An 18,719-nucleotide genomic window follows, 5' to 3' on the forward strand; every position below is an offset into this window, starting at 1 on the left:
CCCCCCGAGAGCCTCCCGCCCGGCGGGCTCACACCCGCTTCCGGTAGGCCCACATCGCCAGCGGGAAGAACACCGCCGTCAACACCACCATCCAGATCACGGTCGCCGTCAGCGGCCCGGCCACCGGCCCGCCGATCATCAGCCCGCGCGCGGTGTCCGCCAGCTGCGTCACCGGGTTCACCTGCACCCACGCCTGCAGCCAGCCGGGCATCGTCTCCGTCGGCACGAACACGTTGCTGCCCATCGTCAGCGGGAACATGAACGCCATCGCCACACCCGGCAGCGCCTGCTGGCTGCGGATCAGCATCCCGAGGAACACCGTGATCCAGCACATCGACAGCGCGAACGCCAACGCGACCAGGAACGCGGCGAACGCCTGCAGCGGCCCGGTCTCGATGCGGAACCCCATCAGCGTCGCCACGGCCAGCAGCACCGCCACCGACACCACGTAGCGCACCACGTCGCCGAACACCGCCCCGATCAGCGGCGCCGAGCGGGCGATGGGCAGGCTGCGGAACCGGTCGAAGACGCCCTTGCTGATGTCGGTGTTGAGCTGCATCCCGGTGCCGAGGCTGCCGAAGATCATGTTCATCGCCATCACGCCCGGCAACGTCTGCTGCAGGTAGGCGCCGGTGTCCTGGGCGATCGCACCGCCGAACAGGTACACGAACATCACCAGGAACAGGATCGGCTGCAACGTGACGTCCAGCAGCCCCTCCGGTGACTTGCGGATCTTGAGCACGCTGCGCCCGGCCAGCGTCAGCCCGTGCCGCACGGTGCGCAGCGGTCCGATGCGCTCCTGCGGCGGCGGGGACGGCTCGGCCCCGGTGCCGCGTTCGATCGTGCTGGTCATGCTGCGGTCCCCTCCTCCGCGGCGGGCTTCCCGGTCAGGGCGAGGAACGCCTCGTCCAGGCTGGGCAGCCGCAAGGCCAGTTCATCGGCGGTGATCCCCGCGTCGTCGAGCCTGCGGACCAGGGCCGACAGCAACACCGGATCGTCCACCGGGGCGGTGATGAGGCCGCCCTCGTCGTCGGTCGCGGGCTGCACGCCGGTGAGCTCAGCGACGATGCGCCGCACCTCCGGCACGTCCTCGGCACCGCTGGGCCGCACCTGCAGGGTCTGCTTGCCGGTGCGCCGCTTGAGCTCGTCGGCGCGGCCCTCGGCCACCACCCGGCCGTGGTCGATCACGCTGATCCGGTCGGCGAGCTGGTCGGCCTCCTCCAGGTACTGGGTGGTCAGCAGCACTGTGACGCCTTCGCCGGTGAGCCCGGTGACCATGTCCCACACCTGGTTGCGGCTGCGCGGGTCCAGCCCGGTCGTCGGCTCGTCCAGGTACAGCACCTCCGGCCTGCCGACGATGCTCGCCGCCAGGTCGAGCCGCCTGCGCATGCCGCCCGAGTAGGTCTTGATCGCGCGACCGCCCGCGTCGGTGAGCCCGAAGCGCTCCAGCAGCTCCGCCGCGCGCGCCCGCGCGTCCCGCCGGGACAGCTCCAGCAACCGGCCGATGAGCACCAGGTTCTCCACCCCGGTCAGCTCCTCGTCCACCGACGCGTACTGCCCGGTCAGCCCGATGCGGCCGCGCACCGCCACCGCCTCCCGATGCAGGTCGCGCCCCGCCACGGTGGCCCGGCCCGCGTCCGGCCGCAGCAGCGTCGCCAGGATGCGCACGGCCGTCGTCTTGCCCGCCCCGTTCGGCCCCAGCACCCCCAGGATCGAGCCGGTCGGCGCGGCCAGGTCGACGCCGCCCAGCGCGGTGGTCGCGCCGAAGCGCTTCACCAGGCCCTCGGCCTGGATCGCATAGGACATGCCGCCTCCTCGATTCGTTATGCTCCCCACCATCGGGGGTGGCGCTGGCAGCGCGCGCACAGCGCGCTGGCAGCGCGGGTGAGCCGCACGACATCGGGGGTGCTGGATGGGCGCGGCGGTCGCCGAACCCGACGCCGGGTCCGCGCGCAGGAGCGGATGCGCCACCGCGCTGTTCCTGCTGGCCGTGCTCGGCACCGCCGCGTGGGCGGCCCCAGTGCTGCTGGGGTTCGACACCGCGAACCGCTACCTGATCGCGCTGACCGCGACCCTGCCGTACGCCGTGCCGGTGGGGGTGGTGCTGACCGTGCTGGGCCTGGCGCTGCGCCGGTGGCTGAGCACGCTGCTCGTGGGGCTGCTGTCGGTGGTGCTGGTGGTCCTGGTGCTCCCCCGGGCGATCCCGGACTCGCCGACGCCGGTGCAAGGTTCACCGCTGCGCGTGCTGTCGGTCAACCTGTTTTTCGGCCGGGCCGACGCGGAACGGGTCGTGGACCTGGTGCGGGACGGGCGGATCGACGTGCTCAGCCTGCAGGAGCTCACCCCGGAGGCCGTCGCCGCGCTGGACCGGGCCGGGCTCGCCGCACTGCTGCCGCACCGGGTGCTGCACAGCGGACCGCGGGCCGACGGCAGCGGCATCGCCTCCCGGTTCCCGCTGCGCGAACTGGCGCTGGTGCCGCCGACCTCGCTGGCCCAGCCGTCCGCGCTGATCCGGCTGCCGGGCGGCCGCGAGGTCGAGCTCGTCGCGGTGCACCCGCTCTACCCGATGGGCGCGGACACGGCCGGTCGCTGGCGGCAGGAGCTCGACGTGCTGCCGCGGCCGCCGGGGGAGCGCGCCGCGCCGCGGATCCTCGCCGGGGACTTCAACGCGACGCTGGACAACTCGCCGCTGCGGGCGCTGCTCGGCGGCGGCTACTCCGACGTCGCGGAGGTCACCGGGGACGGGCTGGCCCCGACCTGGGGTGCGGGCTGGACGCCGCGCGTCACCATCGACCACGTGCTGGTCAGCGAGGGCCTGGTGGCGCAGGGCTACCAGGTGCACGACGTGCCCGGCAGCGACCACCGGGCGATCAGCGCCCACCTGGTGGTCTCCGGCTGAGGCTGCGCCGGACTCGTCCTGCTCCGGGGGCGGGGTGGCGGAACCTCAGCGGGATTCCCGCTGCGGGATCAGTGGCTCCGCCACGAGGGAAAAGCCGTCCTCGCGAGATTCCCGCTGAGAACCCGCGGGTGGTCCGGGTGCGTGCGTGGTCGGCGGCTCAGCGCTTCGCGCTGACGGGAAGCGGGCACGAGCTGCGGCGGCGCGGTTCTGCTCGCCGGGTGTCGTGCTCGCAGTGACGGGCGGTCACGCGTTGAGCGCGGCGTCGATGGCGCGCAGGGCCGGTAGCGCCGGTTCCGGGAGGGAGAGGCCGCGACCGTGCCGCACGTCGGGTTCGCGCGGGTTGATGCGGATCAGCGCGCCGGAGGCGGCCGAGGCCAGTTCGGCGTGCCTGCGCACCGTCGGCACCGCGGTGCCCGCGCCGAGCTCCACCACCACCAGCCGTGCCGCCCGCAACGAGCGCCGCCACGCCTGCAGAGCGTCCAGCCGCGGCTGCGCGTCCCCGGCGACCCAGCTCCAGTCCCCGAACATCAGGATGTTCGGCCGCGCCGTGCCGCCGCAGTTCCGGCAGGCGGGCAGCGGTGGTTCCGCGCGCATCGTCGCCGGATCGACCCGCACCGAGACGTCGGCCGCCGACCACACGTCGTCCGTGCACGGTTCCAGGCACTGCAACCGGTGGATGCTGCCGTGGCACTCGGCGACGTGCTCCGGGGCGAACCCGGCCGCCTGGAACTGGCCGTCGACGTTCGAGGTGAACACCCGGGCGCCGAGCGGCATCCGCCGCGCCCACCGGTGCAGGATCGCGAAGCCCTCGTGCGGCACCGTCTCGCGGTACAGCCCCAGCCGGTGCCCGTAGAAACCCCACGCCAGCTCGGGGTCCTCGGCGAAGTGCACCGGATCGGCCACCTCGACGAAGCTCAACCCGAGCCGCTCGTACGGCGGATACGCCCGCCAGAAACCGGTGTCGCCGCGGAAGTCCGGGAGCCCGGAGTCGACGCCGATCCCGGCGCCCGCGCACACCAGCAGCGCCTCCGCCCCGGCGACGGATTCCGCCGCCGCGGCGATCGCGTCCGTGCTCACCGCGCTCCTCCACCTCGAATCCCGGGCGGGCGCGGCGCCCGCCCGGGAGGTCGCTCACGCGTCCTTGTGCTTGGCCTGCACGACCTCGAACTCCAGCAGGCTGGAGCCGGTGGCGACGGTGTTCTTGTGCTCGCCGGAGTGCGCGGCCTTCGCCGGACCCTGCGCCCAGTTCTGGAAGTCCTCTTCGGACTCCCACTTCGTGTAGACGAAGTACCGGTTGTCACCCTGCACGGGCCGCAGCAGCTCGAAGCCGAGGAACCCGGGGGAGTCCTCCACCGAGCCGTGGCGCCCGGCGAAGCGCTTCTCCAGTTCGGGGCCGGAGCCCTCGGGGACCTCGATCGCGTTGATCTTCACAACAGCCATGCACCCAGCCTACGGGCCCGCACGGGGCATGACGAGCAGCGCAGCGGGGCTCACAGTTCGAGCTGCGGGTGCAGCCTGCCGATCGTCCACGTCCGGTGCCGCAGCACCACCAGCGACGTCAGCACCAGGAACCCGACGAGCACGCCGCCCAGCACGATCGCGTCCCGCGCCAGGTGCGCGGGCTCGCCACCGGTGAACGCGACCCGCAGGCCGTCCACCAGGTAGCTCATCGGCAGCACCGCGTGCAGCGCCTGGAACGGCGCCGGGGCCGTCTCCACCGGGTACAGCCCGCCGGATGCGGCGATCTGCACCAGCAGCAGCGCCACCGAGACGAGCCCGCCGACCACGCCGAACGCCGCCCGCAGGAAGTGGTTCACCGCGGTGAACGCGGCCGCCGCCAGCGCGATCAGCCCCACCGCCGAAGGCAGGTCCACCGGGTCCAGCCCCAGCCCCAGGTCCATCGCGCCCAGCAGCACCAGCCCGCCGATCACCCCGAGCACCGCCGCGGGAAGCAGGCCGCCGACGGCGATCGACAGCGGATTGGTGCGCCCGCCCAGAGCCCGCTGGTTCAGCGGGGTGAACAGCAGGTAGGCGAACAACCCGAACACCCACAGCGCGATCGCGAAGAACAGCGGCGCCACCCCGCGCCCGTACACGTCGGCGGAGTTCAGCGTCGTCGCCCGCACCGCCGACGGCGTCCCCAGCTCGGAGGAGGCCCGGGCGACCTCCGTCGGCCCGGCGGGCGGCATCCGGTCCAGGCTGTCCCGCACCTGGTCGGCGAGCCGCCGCGCCCCGTCGTTGAGCTGCCCCGAGCTGGTCTGCGCGACACCGATGTTCGCGACCAGCGCGTTCACGCCCTGGGTGAGCCCGCCGGAGCCGCCGGTGAGCTCCGCGGAGGCGAGCCGCAACCGGCTCGCGGGCTCGGCGAGGTCGTTCGCCGCCTCCTGCAGCGGTGCCAGCTCGTCGCGCAGCGCCAGCGCCCGGTCCTGGGCTTCGGCGGCGGTGCGCTGCGCGTCCCGCGCCGTGCCGTCGAGCGCGGAGGTGGTGGAGGCGAGCCGCCGCGCGTCGGCCAGCGCGGACCGGTACGCGGGATCGTCGGCCAGGTCCGGGTGCCGCTGCGCCAGCTGCTCCAGCGCCCCGGCCGATCCACCGGCCTGCCGCTGGGCCGCCGCGGCTCCGCCGGAGATCGAATTCAGGTCGGCGACCGCGGAGGAGCTCGCGTCCAGCAGCGCATCGGTGGTGGCGGGCAGCTGCTGCCCGGTGAAGTCGGTGATCGAGGACAGCTTGTCGTCGAGCTCGGCGGAGGCCGCCGCGACGTCCCGGACCCCGCCGGACACCCGGCCCGCGCCGTCCCGCACCCCGCTGAGCCCGCGGGCCAGCGCCCCGGTGCTCTGCTTGCTCAGCTGGGTGCCCTGCACCAGCTGCTCGGAGACCTCCGACGCGGTGCCGAGCTTGCCACGCACCTCGCCGAGGTCGCCGTACAGCCCGCGCGCGTAAGCGGCGTACGCGGCGGCGTTGATCTGGTTCTGCAACTCGTAGCGCGCCGCGTCCGCCATGATCCCGGCCAGGTGGCCGTTGGCGTCGTTCCTGGTCAGCAGCACCGCGGGGCGCTGCGGGGAGCTGCGCGTGGACTGCGCCAGCCGGGCGCTGAAGTCCTCCGGGACGCGGATCGTGAAGTAGTAGCGGCCGTCCTCCAGCCCGCTGCGCGCGGTGCCCGCGTCGACGAAGTGCCACTGGAACGTGTCGGTGGTGCGCAGCTGCTGCACGAACTGCTCGCCGGCGTTGATCTGCTCCCCGTTGTGGTCGGCGGGCCGGTCGGAGTTGACCACCGCCACCGGCACCTGCGCGGTCCGCCCGTACGGGTCCCAGCTGGACCACAGGAACAGCGCGCCGTACAGCAGCGGGACGAGGATCAGCACGGCGGGCGCGAACCGGCGCCACGGCCCGCGGAAGCGCCGCAGCTCCAGCCACGCCAGGTAGATCGCCTTCATCGGAGGTCCTCGCCCGCGGTGGAGCTGAACAGCGGCAGCCCGCCGGTGTCGTCGCCGAAGTCGACGACGTTGTACGGCAACCGGATCAGCACGTCCGCCTCCGAACCGGGTTCGGTGGCGCTGGCCAGCACGGTCGTCCCGGTGTCCGCGACGGCCCGCAGCGCCGACCACACCCGGTTGCGCCCGGAGGGCAGCAGCCCGGCGGTCACGTCGTCCACCACGATCCCCGGCGGGCCGCCCGCGGTGGCGAGCGCGATCGCGAGCAGCAGCCGGTCGTCCGGGTAGAGCTCGTCGATCAGCGCGGCCCGGTCGACGTCCACCCCGACCAGCGCCAGCGCCCGGTCCACGTCCTGCGCGCTGACGCGGGCGGTGATGCGGCGCTCCCGGACGGCCTCCCGGACCCGGAGCCTGCCGTCCAGCTCGAAACCGGGGGAGAGGCGGGCGGGGACGACGACCTTGCGCACCAGGCCGGCGCGGCGCGGTGCCTCGTCGATCTCGATGCGCCCGGCGACGGTGCGCAGCCTGCCGGACAGCGCGAGCAGCAGCGAGGTGCGGCCGGTGCCGCCCTCGCCGAGGACGACGGCGAGTTCGCCCGGGTACACGCGGGCGTCGACGTTCTCGAAGACGATGCCCTCCGGTCCGGTGGCCGTGATCCCGCGCGCCACGATGCTCACGCCTTCGACGTCCATCTCGCTCCTCACGCCGCGTGACAGGATGCCGGTCCAAAGTGGCCCCTCACCTGGGCGGGAGCAACTCGGGCGAGCACCCCTCGTAGTCCACAGTGGAGGGATCGACTTCGCTGGTGGGCGGGGTTCCGCGAGCCCGTGGGCGGGCGCTCGGACGGCCGCGGATCACCCGTTCCGGGGCCGGGCCGCGGGCCGTGCTCCGCGCTCGGCGGGCATCGACCGGCGCTCAGAGAGGCGGATCGGGGGCACCGCGATCGAGCGCCCGGTGCTCAGCGCGCGACGAGCACGTCCGCGGTGCCGTCGCGGGAATCCAGCACCGCGACCTCGGCGACGGCCGCCCGCACCGGTTCCGCCGAGCGCAGCGCGTCGAACCCCGCGGTGAGCTCCGCGCCGCCCAGCGCCGGGGTCAGCGCGCAGTGCGGGATCCAGGCCCCGGGGAAGTGGTACGCCGACGGGTTCGACACCCGGCCCGCCAGCGCGTCGTGCACCGCCGAGTGCACCGCCAGCAGCTCCGCGTCCACCACCGCCGTCAGCAGCAGCACCGCGTCCTCGCCCGGGAACGTGCCCAGCGTGGAGAACCACAGGTCCGGCAGGAACAGCGACCGCAGCTCGGCGCGCAGCGCCGCGCGGGCGGCGGCCGGGATCGAGCTCGCCGACGCCAGCACCACGCCCGGCCGGCCGTCCAGCACCGGAACCCCCGCCGCGGCCGCGTTCTCGCGCAGCGCCCGCAATCGCCGCTCGGTCGCGTCGTCGAAGAACACGGTCAGCGCCTGCGCCATCGGTTCCGCCCTCCGGGCCGTCGTCGCCGGGAGGCCCGGCCGGTCGCTCAGTGCTCGCCGGGGAGGGCGAAGCGACCGTCGTCGGTCTGCTCCAGCAATCCGTCCACCAGCAGCGAATCCAGGCAGCGGTCCCGCTGGCCCGCGTCCTGCCACACCGCGTCGAGCGCGGCGCGCGGCACCGGGCCCTCCGCGCCGCGCAGCACGTCCAGCAGCTTGCCGCGCACCTGGCGGTCCGTGCCCGCGAACTTCTGCACCTTCTTCGGCGGCCCCGCGTAGGCCGGGCGACCCGCGTGCTGCCACGCGCAGTCCGCCGCGATCGGGCAGCGCTCACAAGCGGGGGAGCGGACCGTGCACACGACCTGCCCCAGCTCCATCAGCGCCGCCGAGAGCCGGGCCGCGCTCGCGTCGTCGGACGGCAGCAGCGCGTCCACGTCCGCCAGGTCCCGCTTCGTCGACGGCGGGCCGGCATCGCCCGCGCCGTGCACCGCGCGCGCCACCACCCGGCGCACGTTGGTGTCCACCACCGGGGCCCGCCTGCCGTAGGCGAACGCGGCCACCGCGCGCGCCGTGTACGCGCCGATGCCCGGCAGCGCCAGCAAGGTGTCCACATCGGACGGAACGACGTCACCGTGGTCGGCGGCGATCGCGGCCGCGGCCTGGTGCAGCCGCAGCGCCCGGCGCGGGTAGCCGAGCTTGCCCCAGGCGCGCAGCACCTCCGCCTGGGTGGCCGCGGCCAGGTCGGACGGGCGCGGCCAGCGCTCCAGCCACTCCTGCCAGATCGGGGCGACCCGGTTCACCGGCGTCTGCTGCAGCATCGTCTCGCTGACCAGCACGCCCCAGCCGGTGACGCCCGGCGCGCGCCACGGCAGCGGGCGGGCCTCGGCGGCGAACCAGTCGGTCAGTTCGGTGGGGTCCCAGGCGATCGTCGTCATCTCGGATTCGATCCTGCCACCACTCCACCGGGGCACGCGCGCCGCCCCGAGCCCGTGCCTGCGTCACCTGAAGGGGTTGCAGAACGCGACTGATCAACCGCGCCAATACACCTGATCGGGGCCATTGGCATTGGGCCGTTCGGCGGGATCACCGGGTTACTGTCGGGCGGTGCTGGATCCCATCGGACCGCTCCCACGCGAGGTGTACTGGCGACGCCGGGCACTGGCAGTCGGCGTGATCCTGCTGGTCACCGCCCTGGTGGTGTGGGGGATCGTCGTCCTCGCCGGAGTCCTGGCCCCGCGCGCGTCCGCGCCCGCCCCGCAAGCCGCACCACCACCGGCCGCCCCGAACGCGGCCGCACCACCGCCCGCGCCGAAGGCCCCGCCGCCACCGCCCGCGTGCGCCGACCAGGACCTGCGGATCGCCGCCGAACCGGCCCGCCCGAGCTTCCCCGCTGGCGAACCCGTCGAACTCCGCATGATCGTCACCAACGCCAGTTCCCACGCCTGCGTCCGCAACACCGACCGGATGCTCCGCGAAGTGGTCGTGTCCACCGAGAACGGCACCAGGTTCTGGTCCAGCAACGACTGCCACGTCGAATCCACCAACGAGAAGCCCTTGCTGGAACCCGGGAAGTCCGTGCGCAACGAGATCCGGTGGACCGGCGTCGCCTCCACCCGCGACGCGAGCCCCGCCCAGTGCGCCGCCGAACGCGACACCGCCCCCGCGGGCGCGTACGTGGTCGGGGCCCGGCTCGACCGCATGGTCAGCGAGCCCGCGCCCTTCCGCATCACCGGCTGAGGCCGTCCCCGCTGATCAGAGGTGGCGGCCCGCTTCGGCCAGCCGGCCCAGCGAGGCGCGGAGCGAGCGGGCGCGGGCTTCGCCGATGAACTCCACCTCGCACAGCTGCGGAACGTCCGCGGCCAGCAGCGCCTGCAGGGACCCGAAGTGCGCCACCAGCTGCCTGCGCACCGCGGGCGGCAACCGCGGCACCCGCGCCAGCAGCCGGTACCCGCGCGGCCGCAGCGGCTGCTCCAGGTCCTCCGTCCCGCCCGGGTAGCCGAACGCCCGCGCCACCGCCGTCAGGTCCAGCAGCGCCGTCGCGTCCAGCTCCGCCAGCGCCGCGTCCACCTGCTCCGTCGTCGGCAACCCGCCCGCGGTCGGCAGGTACTCCTGCACCACCAGCTCCCGGTCCAGGTCGATGCCGCCGACCAGCTCGTCCAGCTGGAGCTCGATCAACCGGCCGTCGCTGCCCAGCTCGACGACCGCGCCGCCGATCTCGTCGGAGATGCGGCGCACCATCTCCAGGCGCTGCACCACCGTCATCGCGTCCCGCAGCGTCACCGCGTCCGCCACCTCCAGCGCGGACAGGGTGTGCGTCACCTCCGCCAGCCGCGCCGTGTAGCGCTCCAGCGTGGCCAGCGCCTGGTTCGCCCGGGACAGGATCTCCGGCGAACCCGACAGCACGTGCCGGTAGCCGTGGATGTAGACGCTGACCAGGCTCATCGACTGGCTCACCGACACCACGGGGTGGCCGGTGTGGATGGCGGTGCGCTCCGCCGTGCGGTGCCGGGTCCCCGACTCGTCGGTGGGGATCGTCGGGTCCGGGACCAGCTGCACGTTGGCCCGGAGGATGCGGGCCCCGTCGGTGGACAGCACCACTGCACCGTCCATCTTGGACAGCTCGCGGAGCCGGGTCGCGCTGAACTCCACGTCCAGCCGGAAGCCGCCGTCGCAGATCGACTCCACGGTCGCGTCGTGGCCCAGCACGATCAGCGCCCCGGTGCGGCCGCGCAGGATCCGCTCCAGCGCGTCCCGCAGCGCGGTCCCCGGTGCCAGCCACGCCAGCGTCGTCCGCAACGACTCGGGATGACCATCGGCCACGACTCCCCCTCGGCTGCCTGTTCTCGAACTCCTGGTGCGATCGGGCCGGTGTCCGGCGCCTGCTGCCCGGCATCTGCTGCGTGGTGCCCGGCGTCCGGCGGTGCGGTCCGCGGCTGCGCCGATGGTCAGCGGGAGCGCAGGGACTTCAGCGCCGTCTTGATGTCCGGCACCTCGGTGGCCCGGATGCCCGGTGGCAACCGGCCCGAGTCCGGCGGCACCAGCGCCCGGTCGAAGCCGAGCCGCGCGGCCTCCGCGAGCCGCCTGCCGACCCCGCTGACCCGGCGGATCTCCCCGGCCAGCCCGACCTCGCCGATCACCACGATGTTCGGCGGCAGCGGCACGTCCAGCGCGGAGGAGGCGACCGCCAGCGCCACCGCCAGGTCCGCGGCGGGTTCGGTGACCTTCATGCCGCCGACCGTCGCCGCGAACACCTCCTTCTCCCCGGTGCGGATCCGGCCGCGCTTGTCCAGCACCGCCAGCGTCATCGACACCCGGGCCGAGTCCAGGCCGCTCACCGCACGCCGCGGGATCTGCATCTGGGTGGGCGCGACCAGCGCCTGCACCTCCGCCAGCAGGGGGCGCTTGCCCTCCACCATCACGGTGACCGCGGTGCCGGGAACCGCCGCCTCCTGCCGGTTCAGGAACAGCCCGGACGGGTCGGTGACCTCGGCGATGCCGTCGTCGCGCTGCTCGAAGCAGCCGACCTCGTCGGCCGGGCCGAACCGGTTCTTGATGCCGCGCAGCATCCGCAGCGCCGAGTGCCGGTCGCCCTCGAAGTTGAGCACCACGTCCACCAGGTGCTCCAGGGCGCGCGGGCCCGCGACCGCGCCGTCCTTCGTCACGTGCCCGACCAGGACCACCGGCAGCCCGCGCTCCTTCGCCAGCGCGACCAGACCGGAGGTCACGGCGCGCACCTGCGTCACGCCGCCGGGGGTGCCGTCCACGTCGGGCGACTGCACCGTCTGCACCGAGTCCACGATCAGCAGCCCCGGCTTGATCGCGTCCACGTGCCCGAGCACCGCCGACAGGTCGTTCTCCGAGCCCAGGAACAGCTCCGGGTCCAGCGAGTTCGTCCGCTCCGCGCGCAGCCGCACCTGCCCGGCCGACTCCTCGCCCGTGATGTACAGCGAGGGGCCGCCGGTGCGGGCCGCGGCCCAGCGGTGCGCGACCTCCAGCAGCAGCGTCGACTTGCCCACCCCGGGCTCACCCGCGAGCAGCATCACCGCGCCCGGCACGATGCCACCGCCGAGCACCCGGTCCAGCTCCGCGATGCCGGTCGGGACCGCCCGCGCCGAGTCCAGGTCCACTTCGCCGATGGGCCGGGCCGCGCTGGACGGCGCGGCCGCGGACAGCTTCGCCAGCGCGGGCCGCGCCGGGGCCGCCTCCTCCACGGTGTTCCACTCGTGGCACTTCGGGCAGCGGCCGACCCACTTCGCGACCTCGTGACCGCATTCGGCGCAGCGGTAGGCGGGACGGGCGTTCTTGGTAGGCACGGGGCGAGGCTATAAGCCGGCCCCGACGGGGCCCGTGCCGACACACGCCCGCGTGTCGGCGCCCGTCCGGCGAGCAGGCCCCGGACGCAGCGGAGGCCGCCCCCGACGGGGACGGCCTCCGGCTGGTCGAGCTGGGTGTCAGTGGTGCGATTCCTCGCCACCGGTGTCCGGGCGCGGGGTGGGGTCCTCCCCGATCGGGACCTGCACGGTGAGCGGGCCCGCCTTCTCGAACACGAAGGTCACCGGGACGGTCACGCCGGGCGTGATGTCCTGGGTCAGGCCCTTCAAAGTGATCGAGACCTCCTGCTGATCGGGGGTCGCGGACCCCTCCGTGCCGTAGGCGTGCAGCGCGGACCGCGACGGCAGGGTGCGGTTCTTGGCGACGTCGACGGAGGCCGCGTAGGTCGAGGATGCCTCGACCAGCTTGTCCGCCTCGGCGCCGTCGTTGATCAGCACGGCGGCCAGCGGAGCGGAGGCGCCCTTGGCGTAGCGGCTCCCCGTCTCCGGGAAGGACAGCGTCGCGTTCCGGACGCCGATGCCGCCGGCGTCCCCGCTGCCGCCCGCGACGGCGGCGACCTGCGTGTCGGTCTCGGTGACCTGCCCGGCGCTGCATCCGGCGAGCGCCAGGACGGCGCCCAGGCCGAGGGCGGCCGAGGTCAACCGCACGCGGAAGGTGTGGTGCTGAAGGCGGCTCACGGTGGCAGTGTCCTTCCTGATAGCCGGACGACCGCGATGGAGCTTAATGGTCCGCTCCGGAGGACCAGTAGGCAGACCCCACATCGGCCCCCGGTCCGGGGTCGTGAACCGTGTTCGGAAGGTGTCCACAGTGGATCAAAAGGGGGCGCCGGAGACCCCCGGGAAGCATGCCCGGAGCCTGTTTGTCAACCCCCGATCGCGTCCTGACCTGCGACGACGGACGGGAGCCGGTCGAGGCTCGGTTGCCGCGCGTGCTAAGCTGGGCGCAGCGAAAGGGGCAGAGGACACATGGTTTTCAAGGTCGGAGAGACCGTCGTCTACCCGCATCACGGTGCCGCGCTCATCGAAGCAATCGAGACCCGTGTGATCAAGGGCGAGGAGAAGCAATACCTCGTCCTCAAGGTCGCGCAAGGTGACTTGACCGTTCGAGTTCCCGCTGACAACGCCGAGATCGTCGGCGTTCGGGACGTCGTCGGTCAAGAGGGTCTGGACCGCGTCTTCGACGTGCTGCGCGCCCCGCACACCGAGGAACCGACTAACTGGTCCCGGCGGTACAAGGCCAACGTGGAGAAGCTCGCCTCCGGCGATGTGAACAAGGTGGCCGAAGTGGTGCGCGACCTCTGGCGGCGCGAGAAGGACCGTGGCCTGTCCGCGGGTGAGAAGCGCATGTTGGCCAAGGCCAGGCAAATACTGGTCAGCGAATTGGCGCTGGCCGAGGGCACCGACGAGGGCAAGGCCGAGTCCCTGCTGGACGAAGTTCTCGCCACGGCCGTGTGATCGGCGGGTTCTGCTCAACGTGACGGTGGTGGCCCTCGTTCCGGCCGCCGGGCGCGGTGTGCGCCTCGGTGTCGGGATGCCGAAAGCACTGGTCCAGGTCGCGGGCCGATCTCTGCTGGTGCGCGCGGTCGGTGGTCTGCTGGACTCCGGGCGCGTGCACCACGTGGTCGTCGCCGCCCCGCCGGACCAGGTCGACGTGGTCGAGCGCGAGCTCGGCGAGTTCGACGCGGCGGCGGTGCACGTGGTGGCCGGTGGTGCCGACCGCACCGAGTCCGTCCGCCTCGCGCTCGCGGTCACCGAACGGGCCGTGCCCGACGCCGACGTGGTGCTGGTGCACGACGCGGCCCGCGCGTTCACCCCGCCCGCCATGATCGGTGCCGTGGTGGACGCCGTGCTCGGCGGTGCGTCCGCGGTGATCCCGGTGCTGCCCGTCGCCGACACCATCAAGCAGGTCGACGAGGCCGGTGCGGTCACCGCGACCGTCGACCGCTCCCCGCTCCGCAGCGTGCAGACCCCGCAGGGCTTCCGGCCCGGCGTGCTGCGCGCCGCCTACGCCGCGGCCGGGGACGCCGCCACCGATGACGCCGGGCTCGTGGAGCGGGCCGGTGGCGAGGTGCGCACCGTGCCCGGTCACCCGAACGCGCTGAAGATCACCACCGCCTTCGACCTGGCGGTCGCCGAGTCGGTGCTCGCCGTCGAACCGATCGGAGAACTCCGGTGACCGGACCGCTGCCGAGGATCGGCCAAGGCGTCGACGTGCACCCCGTGGAAGCCGGCCGGGAGTGCTGGATCGCCGGCCTGCGGTGGCCCGGCGTCGACGGGTGCAGCGGCCACTCCGACGGGGACGTCGCCGCGCACGCGCTGTGCGACGCGCTGCTGTCCGCGGCGGGGCTCGGCGACCTGGGTGCCGTGTTCGGCACCGGCGGTGATCGCTGGGCCGGAGCGCACGGTGCGGAACTGCTCACCGAGGTGGTGGACCGGATCACCGCCGCCGGGTTCCAGGTCGGCAACGCCACCGTGCAGGTCATCGGCAACGCGCCCCGCATCGGCAAGCGCCGCGAGGAAGCCCAGCGGGTGCTCTCCGAGGTGCTCGGCGCGCCGGTGTCGGTGTCCGGCACCACCAGCGACGGGCTCGGGCTCACCGGCCGCGGCGAAGGCATCGCCGCCGTCGCCACCGCATTGCTCTTCCCGGCGGCTTGACCAGCACGTCCGGTTAAATCTTCCCCACCTGGGGGTCAAGTCGGGGAAAGGTCCGGGTTCGCACCCTGGTCGTGCCGCCCGCCGCGGGTCATGCTCGACGCATGGTGATCGAACGCAACCGCTGGGTGCGCAGGGCCGTGGTCGGCCAGCCCGTGATCGCTTGGCCCTGTTCGCTGCTGCTGTGGGCGGCCGGTGGCGCCGCCGCGCTCGTCCTCGCCGCCGCCATCCTGTGGATCAGCACCGCCTCGTGCGTCTTCGGCATCCTCGCCCCGCTCCACCACGACGACCCGATCCCCGCCGACCGGCTCACGTCCGGCACGTCCTGACCTCGATCGGAGCCCGACCACCTCGACCGCCGCCGCGCCAGGTGGAACCCTGCGGCGTGATCAGCGGGAGCCGGCCCGGCCCGGCGGCTCCGGCCGGTCTCGCGCACCGGCGCCGCCACCGCGCCGGGCGGCTGGGCGCAGTGCTCGTCGGACGGCAGGACGTCGCACGCGGCGCGGATCCGGGTGGCCCGCTCCTGCCGCGCGCGGTGCTCAGCCACGTCCGGGCTGCACGGCCGGTGGGGCGCGGTGCGCCGGGTCGGCGACCGGTGGTGAGATCGGCCGCAGCGGCGGGAGCGGGCGCGGCGCGGCCCGTAGGGTGGCCGGGTGAGCTTGCGCGCGGTGTTCTTCGACTACTCGGGCACGTTGTTCCGGCTGGAGCAGGACGCGTCCTGGCTCGCCGGGCTGACCGACGGCAGCGGTGATCCGCTGACCCTGGAGGCGCAGACCGAGCTGCTGCGCAGGCTCACCGCCCCCACCGGTCGCGTCGTCGAGTTCGAGCCGGAGTTCCAGGAGGCCTGGGACCAGCGCGACCTCGACCCGGAGATGCACCGCAAGTCCAACATCGAGGTGCTGCGGGTCTCCGGCGTCAGCACCGCGGAACAGGCGGAGGCGCTCTACGCCCGCCTGGTGGACCCGCTGTCCTGGACGCCGTACCCGGACACCGCCGAGGTGCTGCGCGGGCTGCGCGACGCGGGCGTGCGGATCGGCGTGATCAGCAACATCGCCTTCGACATCCGCCCGGCGTTCGAGAAGCTCGGCGTGTTCGACCTGGTCGACGAGTACCTGATGTCCTACGTCGAAGGCGTGATCAAGCCCGACCCGAAGCTGTTCCTGCGCGCCTGCGAGCGGCTCGGCGTCGAACCGGCCGAAGCGCTCATGATCGGTGACAGCGAGGAGGCCGACGGCGGTGCGGCCGCGATCGGCTGCGCGGTGTCCATCGTGGAACCGCTGCCCACCGCGCAGCGGCCGGACGCCCTGCTCGCGGCGGTCGCGGAGCACGGCGTGCTGCCCGCCTCGCCCGCGGGGGCGTGATCACCGCGACCGGATCTCCGGCGGAGCGCACAGCGCGAAGCCTTGACGAGCAGGCCCCTGTCGTGGTTCACGATCGGAGGACCCCCGTACCATCGAGGCGTGAGCCTGCACCTGCATGACACCGCGACCCGCACGACGCGCGAATTCCACCCGCGCTGCGACGGAGTGGCGTCGATCTACGTCTGTGGGGCGACGGTGCAGGGCGTGCCGCACATCGGTCACGTGCGCAGCGGGCTCGACTTCGACGTGCTGCGCCGCTGGCTGCTGCACACCGGGTACGACGTGCGGCTGGTCCGCAACGTCACCGACATCGACGACAAGATCATCGCGAAGGCGGGGGAGGCTGGCCGTCCCTGGTGGGAGTGGGCCGCCACGCACGAGCGCGCCTTCGAGAGCGCCTACGACCGGCTCGGTTGCCTCCCGCCGTCGGCGCTGCCCCGCGCCACCGGGCACATCGGGCAGATGGTCGAGCTGATCCAGCGGCTGATCGACAAGGACCACGCCTACCCGGCGGGCGGCGACGTGTACTTCTCCGTCGGCTCCTTCGCCGCGGAGTACGGGCGGCTGTCCGGTCAGCGCCTCGACGAGGTGCAGCAGGGCGAGCACGCCGCCGCGGGCAAGCGCGACCCGCGCGACTTCACGCTGTGGAAGGGCGCCAAGCCCGGCGAGCCGAGCTGGCCCACGCCGTGGGGCGACGGCCGGCCCGGCTGGCACCTGGAGTGCTCGGCGATGGCCACCTACTACCTCGGCGCCGAGTTCGACATCCACGGCGGCGGCCTGGACCTGGTGTTCCCGCACCACGAGAACGAGCTCGCCCAGTCGAACGCCGCGGGGGACCCGTTCGCCCGCTACTGGCTGCACAACGCCTGGGTGACGATGAGCGGCGAGAAGATGTCGAAGTCGCTCGGCAACACCATGAGCATCCCGGCCGTGCTGGAGCGGGCCCGCGCCTGCGAGCTGCGCTACTACCTGGTGGCCCCGCACTACCGGTCGACGGTGGAGTTCTCCGAGGAGGCGCTGCAGGAAGCGGTCGCCACCTACCGGCGCATCGAATCTTTCGTGCACCGGGTCGCGCAGCGCACCGGCGGCGTGGGGCACGGGGACGTGCGTCCCGAGTTCGCCGCGGCGATGGACGACGACCTGTCCACGCCGCAGGCGGTGGCCGCGGTGCACACCACGATCCGCGAGGGCAACGCCGCGCTCGACACCGGTGACGACGAGGCCGCGCGCGCCGCGGCGGCCTCGGTGCGCACCATGACCGACGTGCTCGGCTTGGACCCCCTCGCCCCGCAGTGGGCCGAGGAGTCCGGCGCGGACGACGCCGCGCGCCGAGCACTCGCAGAGCTGGTCGACGGCCTGCTGGAGCAGCGGCAGAAGGCTCGGGCGGAGCGCGACTTCGCCACCGCCGACCTGCTGCGGGACCGGCTGCTGGCTTCCGGCGTCGCCGTCGAGGACACACCCGACGGTCCGTTGTGGACACTCAAGGACGGGTGAACGAACGTTGGCAGGCAACGACAAGCGCCGTGGGGCGACCCGCAAGCCGGGAACCAAGAAGGGGATGGTGAAGGGCTCCGGCGGCCAGCGCCGCAAGGGCCTCGAAGGCAAGGGCCCCACCCCCAAGGCCAAGGACCGGGTTCCGCACCCGGCGAAGAAGCGCGCCGATGCCGCCAAGGCGCGCACCGAGCAGCAGAACCGCAGGCAGCGCGAGCAGCGCGAACTGCCCGAGATGGTGGCCGGCCGCAACCCGGTCGCCGAATGCCTCCGCGCCGGCGTGCCCGCCACCGGGCTGTACGTGGCGCAGGGCATCGACACCGACGACCGGGTCAAGGACGCGGTGCGCAACGCGTCCGACCGGGGCATCTCGGTGATCGACGTGCCCCGCACCGAGCTGGACCGGATGACCGGCGGCGCCATGCACCAGGGCCTCGCGCTGCAGGTGCCGCCGTTCAAGTACGCGCACCCGGACGACGTGCTCGCGCACGCCGCCGACTCCGGCCGGCCGCCGCTGCTGGTGGCGCTGGACGGGGTCACCGACCCGCGGAACCTGGGCGCGGTGATCCGCTCGGCCGCCGCGTTCGGCGCGCACGGCGTGATCCTCCCGCAGCGGCGCAGCGCCGGGATGACCGCCGTCGCGTGGCGCACCAGCGCGGGCACCGCGGCGCAGCTGCCGGTGGCGATGGCCGTGAACCTCACCCGCACCCTCAAGGACCTCAAGAACGAGGGCCTGATGGTCGTGGGGCTCGACGCGGACTCCGACATCACCTCCGACGAGCTGGAGCTCGCCGGCGGCCCGCTGGTGGTCGTCGTCGGCTCCGAGGGGCGCGGGCTGTCCCGGCTGGTGCGGGAGACCTGCGACCAGACGGTGTCGATCCCGATGGCCGGGCAGGTGGAGTCGCTGAACGCCTCCGTCGCGGCCGGGGTGGTGCTGGCCGAGGTGGCGCGGCGCCGCCGCATCAAGCCGGTCACCTACTGATCGTCCGGTGCGCGGCCCGTCGAGCGGACGGGTCGCGCACCTCCGGCGGCCCGGCGGGATTTCGCCGGTGAGCTGAGCCGTTCCTGGCAAGTGCGGCCACGCGCTCGGCT

20 protein-coding genes are annotated in these 18,719 nt (G+C 73.7%); 9 read left to right on the forward strand and 11 right to left on the reverse strand.

What is annotated here, in order from left to right; all coding sequences use genetic code 11:
• Positions 1 to 28 precede the first annotated feature (28 nt).
• The gene (locus H1226_RS01705; RefSeq protein ID WP_224959484.1) at positions 29 to 853 is read right to left on the reverse strand and encodes an ABC transporter permease; all 825 of its coding nucleotides are present in this window, start codon (positions 851 to 853) and stop codon (positions 29 to 31) included.
• Positions 850 to 1,806 (reverse strand): ATP-binding cassette domain-containing protein, encoded by a 957-nt coding sequence (locus H1226_RS01710; RefSeq protein ID WP_258345255.1) that lies wholly within the window; start codon positions 1,804 to 1,806, stop codon positions 850 to 852. Before H1226_RS01710 ends, H1226_RS01705 begins: the two co-directional genes overlap by 4 nt.
• 106 nt (positions 1,807 to 1,912) lie before the next feature.
• Between H1226_RS01710 and H1226_RS01715 the strand changes: the two genes are divergently transcribed.
• Positions 1,913 to 2,899, forward strand: a complete 987-nt coding sequence (locus H1226_RS01715; RefSeq protein ID WP_258345256.1) for an endonuclease/exonuclease/phosphatase family protein — start codon at positions 1,913 to 1,915, stop codon at positions 2,897 to 2,899.
• A 243-nt stretch (positions 2,900 to 3,142) separates the two neighbouring features.
• Here the strand turns inward: H1226_RS01715 and H1226_RS01720 are convergent, their stop codons facing one another.
• From H1226_RS01720 to H1226_RS28220, 6 genes are all read right to left on the reverse strand, one after another.
• A complete protein-coding gene (locus tag H1226_RS01720) occupies positions 3,143 to 3,976 on the reverse strand; it encodes an SIR2 family NAD-dependent protein deacylase (protein WP_258345258.1) in 834 nt (277 codons plus the stop codon).
• A 54-nt stretch (positions 3,977 to 4,030) separates the two neighbouring features.
• A complete protein-coding gene (locus H1226_RS01725; protein ID WP_224959492.1) occupies positions 4,031 to 4,339 on the reverse strand; it encodes an antibiotic biosynthesis monooxygenase family protein in 309 nt (102 codons plus the stop codon).
• A 50-nt stretch (positions 4,340 to 4,389) separates the two neighbouring features.
• The gene (locus H1226_RS01730) at positions 4,390 to 6,330 is read right to left on the reverse strand and encodes a YhgE/Pip family protein (RefSeq protein ID WP_258345262.1); all 1,941 of its coding nucleotides are present in this window, start codon (positions 6,328 to 6,330) and stop codon (positions 4,390 to 4,392) included.
• Entirely contained in the window at positions 6,327 to 7,019 is a 693-nt protein-coding gene (locus tag H1226_RS01735; RefSeq protein ID WP_224959496.1) for an ATP-binding cassette domain-containing protein, read from the reverse strand. Before H1226_RS01735 ends, H1226_RS01730 begins: the two co-directional genes overlap by 4 nt.
• 266 nt (positions 7,020 to 7,285) lie before the next feature.
• Complete coding sequence (locus tag H1226_RS01740; protein WP_258349318.1) at positions 7,286 to 7,795, reverse strand: 2'-5' RNA ligase family protein; 510 nt, start codon at positions 7,793 to 7,795, stop codon at positions 7,286 to 7,288.
• A gap of 47 nt (positions 7,796 to 7,842) precedes the next feature.
• On the reverse strand, positions 7,843 to 8,727 hold the full coding sequence (locus H1226_RS28220) for an HhH-GPD family protein (RefSeq protein WP_344930537.1): 885 nt from the start codon (positions 8,725 to 8,727) through the stop codon (positions 7,843 to 7,845).
• 169 nt (positions 8,728 to 8,896) lie between these two features.
• Between H1226_RS28220 and H1226_RS01750 the strand changes: the two genes are divergently transcribed.
• Positions 8,897 to 9,529 (forward strand): hypothetical protein, encoded by a 633-nt coding sequence (locus H1226_RS01750; protein WP_258345265.1) that lies wholly within the window; start codon positions 8,897 to 8,899, stop codon positions 9,527 to 9,529.
• Between the two features lie 15 nt (positions 9,530 to 9,544).
• Here the strand turns inward: H1226_RS01750 and disA are convergent, their stop codons facing one another.
• From disA to H1226_RS01765, 3 genes are all read right to left on the reverse strand, one after another.
• Positions 9,545 to 10,612: a DNA integrity scanning diadenylate cyclase DisA gene (disA, locus tag H1226_RS01755; RefSeq protein ID WP_258345267.1), complete on the reverse strand. Its 1,068-nt coding sequence runs from the start codon at positions 10,610 to 10,612 to the stop codon at positions 9,545 to 9,547.
• Between the two features lie 125 nt (positions 10,613 to 10,737).
• On the reverse strand, positions 10,738 to 12,105 hold the full coding sequence (gene radA, locus H1226_RS01760; RefSeq protein ID WP_224959506.1) for a DNA repair protein RadA: 1,368 nt from the start codon (positions 12,103 to 12,105) through the stop codon (positions 10,738 to 10,740).
• A 138-nt stretch (positions 12,106 to 12,243) separates the two neighbouring features.
• Positions 12,244 to 12,801, reverse strand: a complete 558-nt coding sequence (locus tag H1226_RS01765) for a copper chaperone PCu(A)C (protein WP_258345273.1) — start codon at positions 12,799 to 12,801, stop codon at positions 12,244 to 12,246.
• Positions 12,802 to 13,089: 288 nt separating this feature from the next.
• On the opposite strand from H1226_RS01765, the gene H1226_RS01770 reads away from it, so the two are divergent.
• From H1226_RS01770 to rlmB, 7 genes are all read left to right on the forward strand, one after another.
• On the forward strand, positions 13,090 to 13,578 hold the full coding sequence (locus H1226_RS01770) for a CarD family transcriptional regulator (RefSeq protein WP_184483481.1): 489 nt from the start codon (positions 13,090 to 13,092) through the stop codon (positions 13,576 to 13,578).
• 19 nt (positions 13,579 to 13,597) lie between these two features.
• Positions 13,598 to 14,299 carry a 2-C-methyl-D-erythritol 4-phosphate cytidylyltransferase gene (gene ispD, locus H1226_RS01775; RefSeq protein ID WP_258345275.1) on the forward strand — a complete coding sequence of 234 codons (702 nt, stop codon included), beginning with the start codon at positions 13,598 to 13,600 and terminating at the stop codon, positions 14,297 to 14,299.
• Complete coding sequence (gene ispF, locus H1226_RS01780) at positions 14,296 to 14,778, forward strand: 2-C-methyl-D-erythritol 2,4-cyclodiphosphate synthase (protein WP_224959512.1); 483 nt, start codon at positions 14,296 to 14,298, stop codon at positions 14,776 to 14,778. The genes ispD and ispF overlap by 4 nt, the downstream gene beginning before the upstream one ends.
• Before the next feature lie 101 nt (positions 14,779 to 14,879).
• The gene (locus H1226_RS01785; RefSeq protein ID WP_224959514.1) at positions 14,880 to 15,104 is read left to right on the forward strand and encodes a hypothetical protein; all 225 of its coding nucleotides are present in this window, start codon (positions 14,880 to 14,882) and stop codon (positions 15,102 to 15,104) included.
• A 324-nt stretch (positions 15,105 to 15,428) separates the two neighbouring features.
• Entirely contained in the window at positions 15,429 to 16,136 is a 708-nt protein-coding gene (locus H1226_RS01790) for an HAD family hydrolase (protein WP_258345279.1), read from the forward strand.
• 99 nt (positions 16,137 to 16,235) lie between these two features.
• A complete protein-coding gene (gene cysS / locus H1226_RS01795; RefSeq protein WP_224959520.1) occupies positions 16,236 to 17,630 on the forward strand; it encodes a cysteine--tRNA ligase in 1,395 nt (464 codons plus the stop codon).
• Positions 17,631 to 17,637: 7 nt separating this feature from the next.
• Positions 17,638 to 18,609 carry a 23S rRNA (guanosine(2251)-2'-O)-methyltransferase RlmB gene (gene rlmB, locus H1226_RS01800; protein ID WP_258345285.1) on the forward strand — a complete coding sequence of 324 codons (972 nt, stop codon included), beginning with the start codon at positions 17,638 to 17,640 and terminating at the stop codon, positions 18,607 to 18,609.
• Positions 18,610 to 18,719 lie beyond the last annotated feature (110 nt).

Source organism: Saccharopolyspora gregorii (genome assembly GCF_024734405.1).
In the GTDB taxonomy this organism is placed as follows: domain Bacteria; phylum Actinomycetota; class Actinomycetes; order Mycobacteriales; family Pseudonocardiaceae; genus Saccharopolyspora_C; species Saccharopolyspora_C gregorii.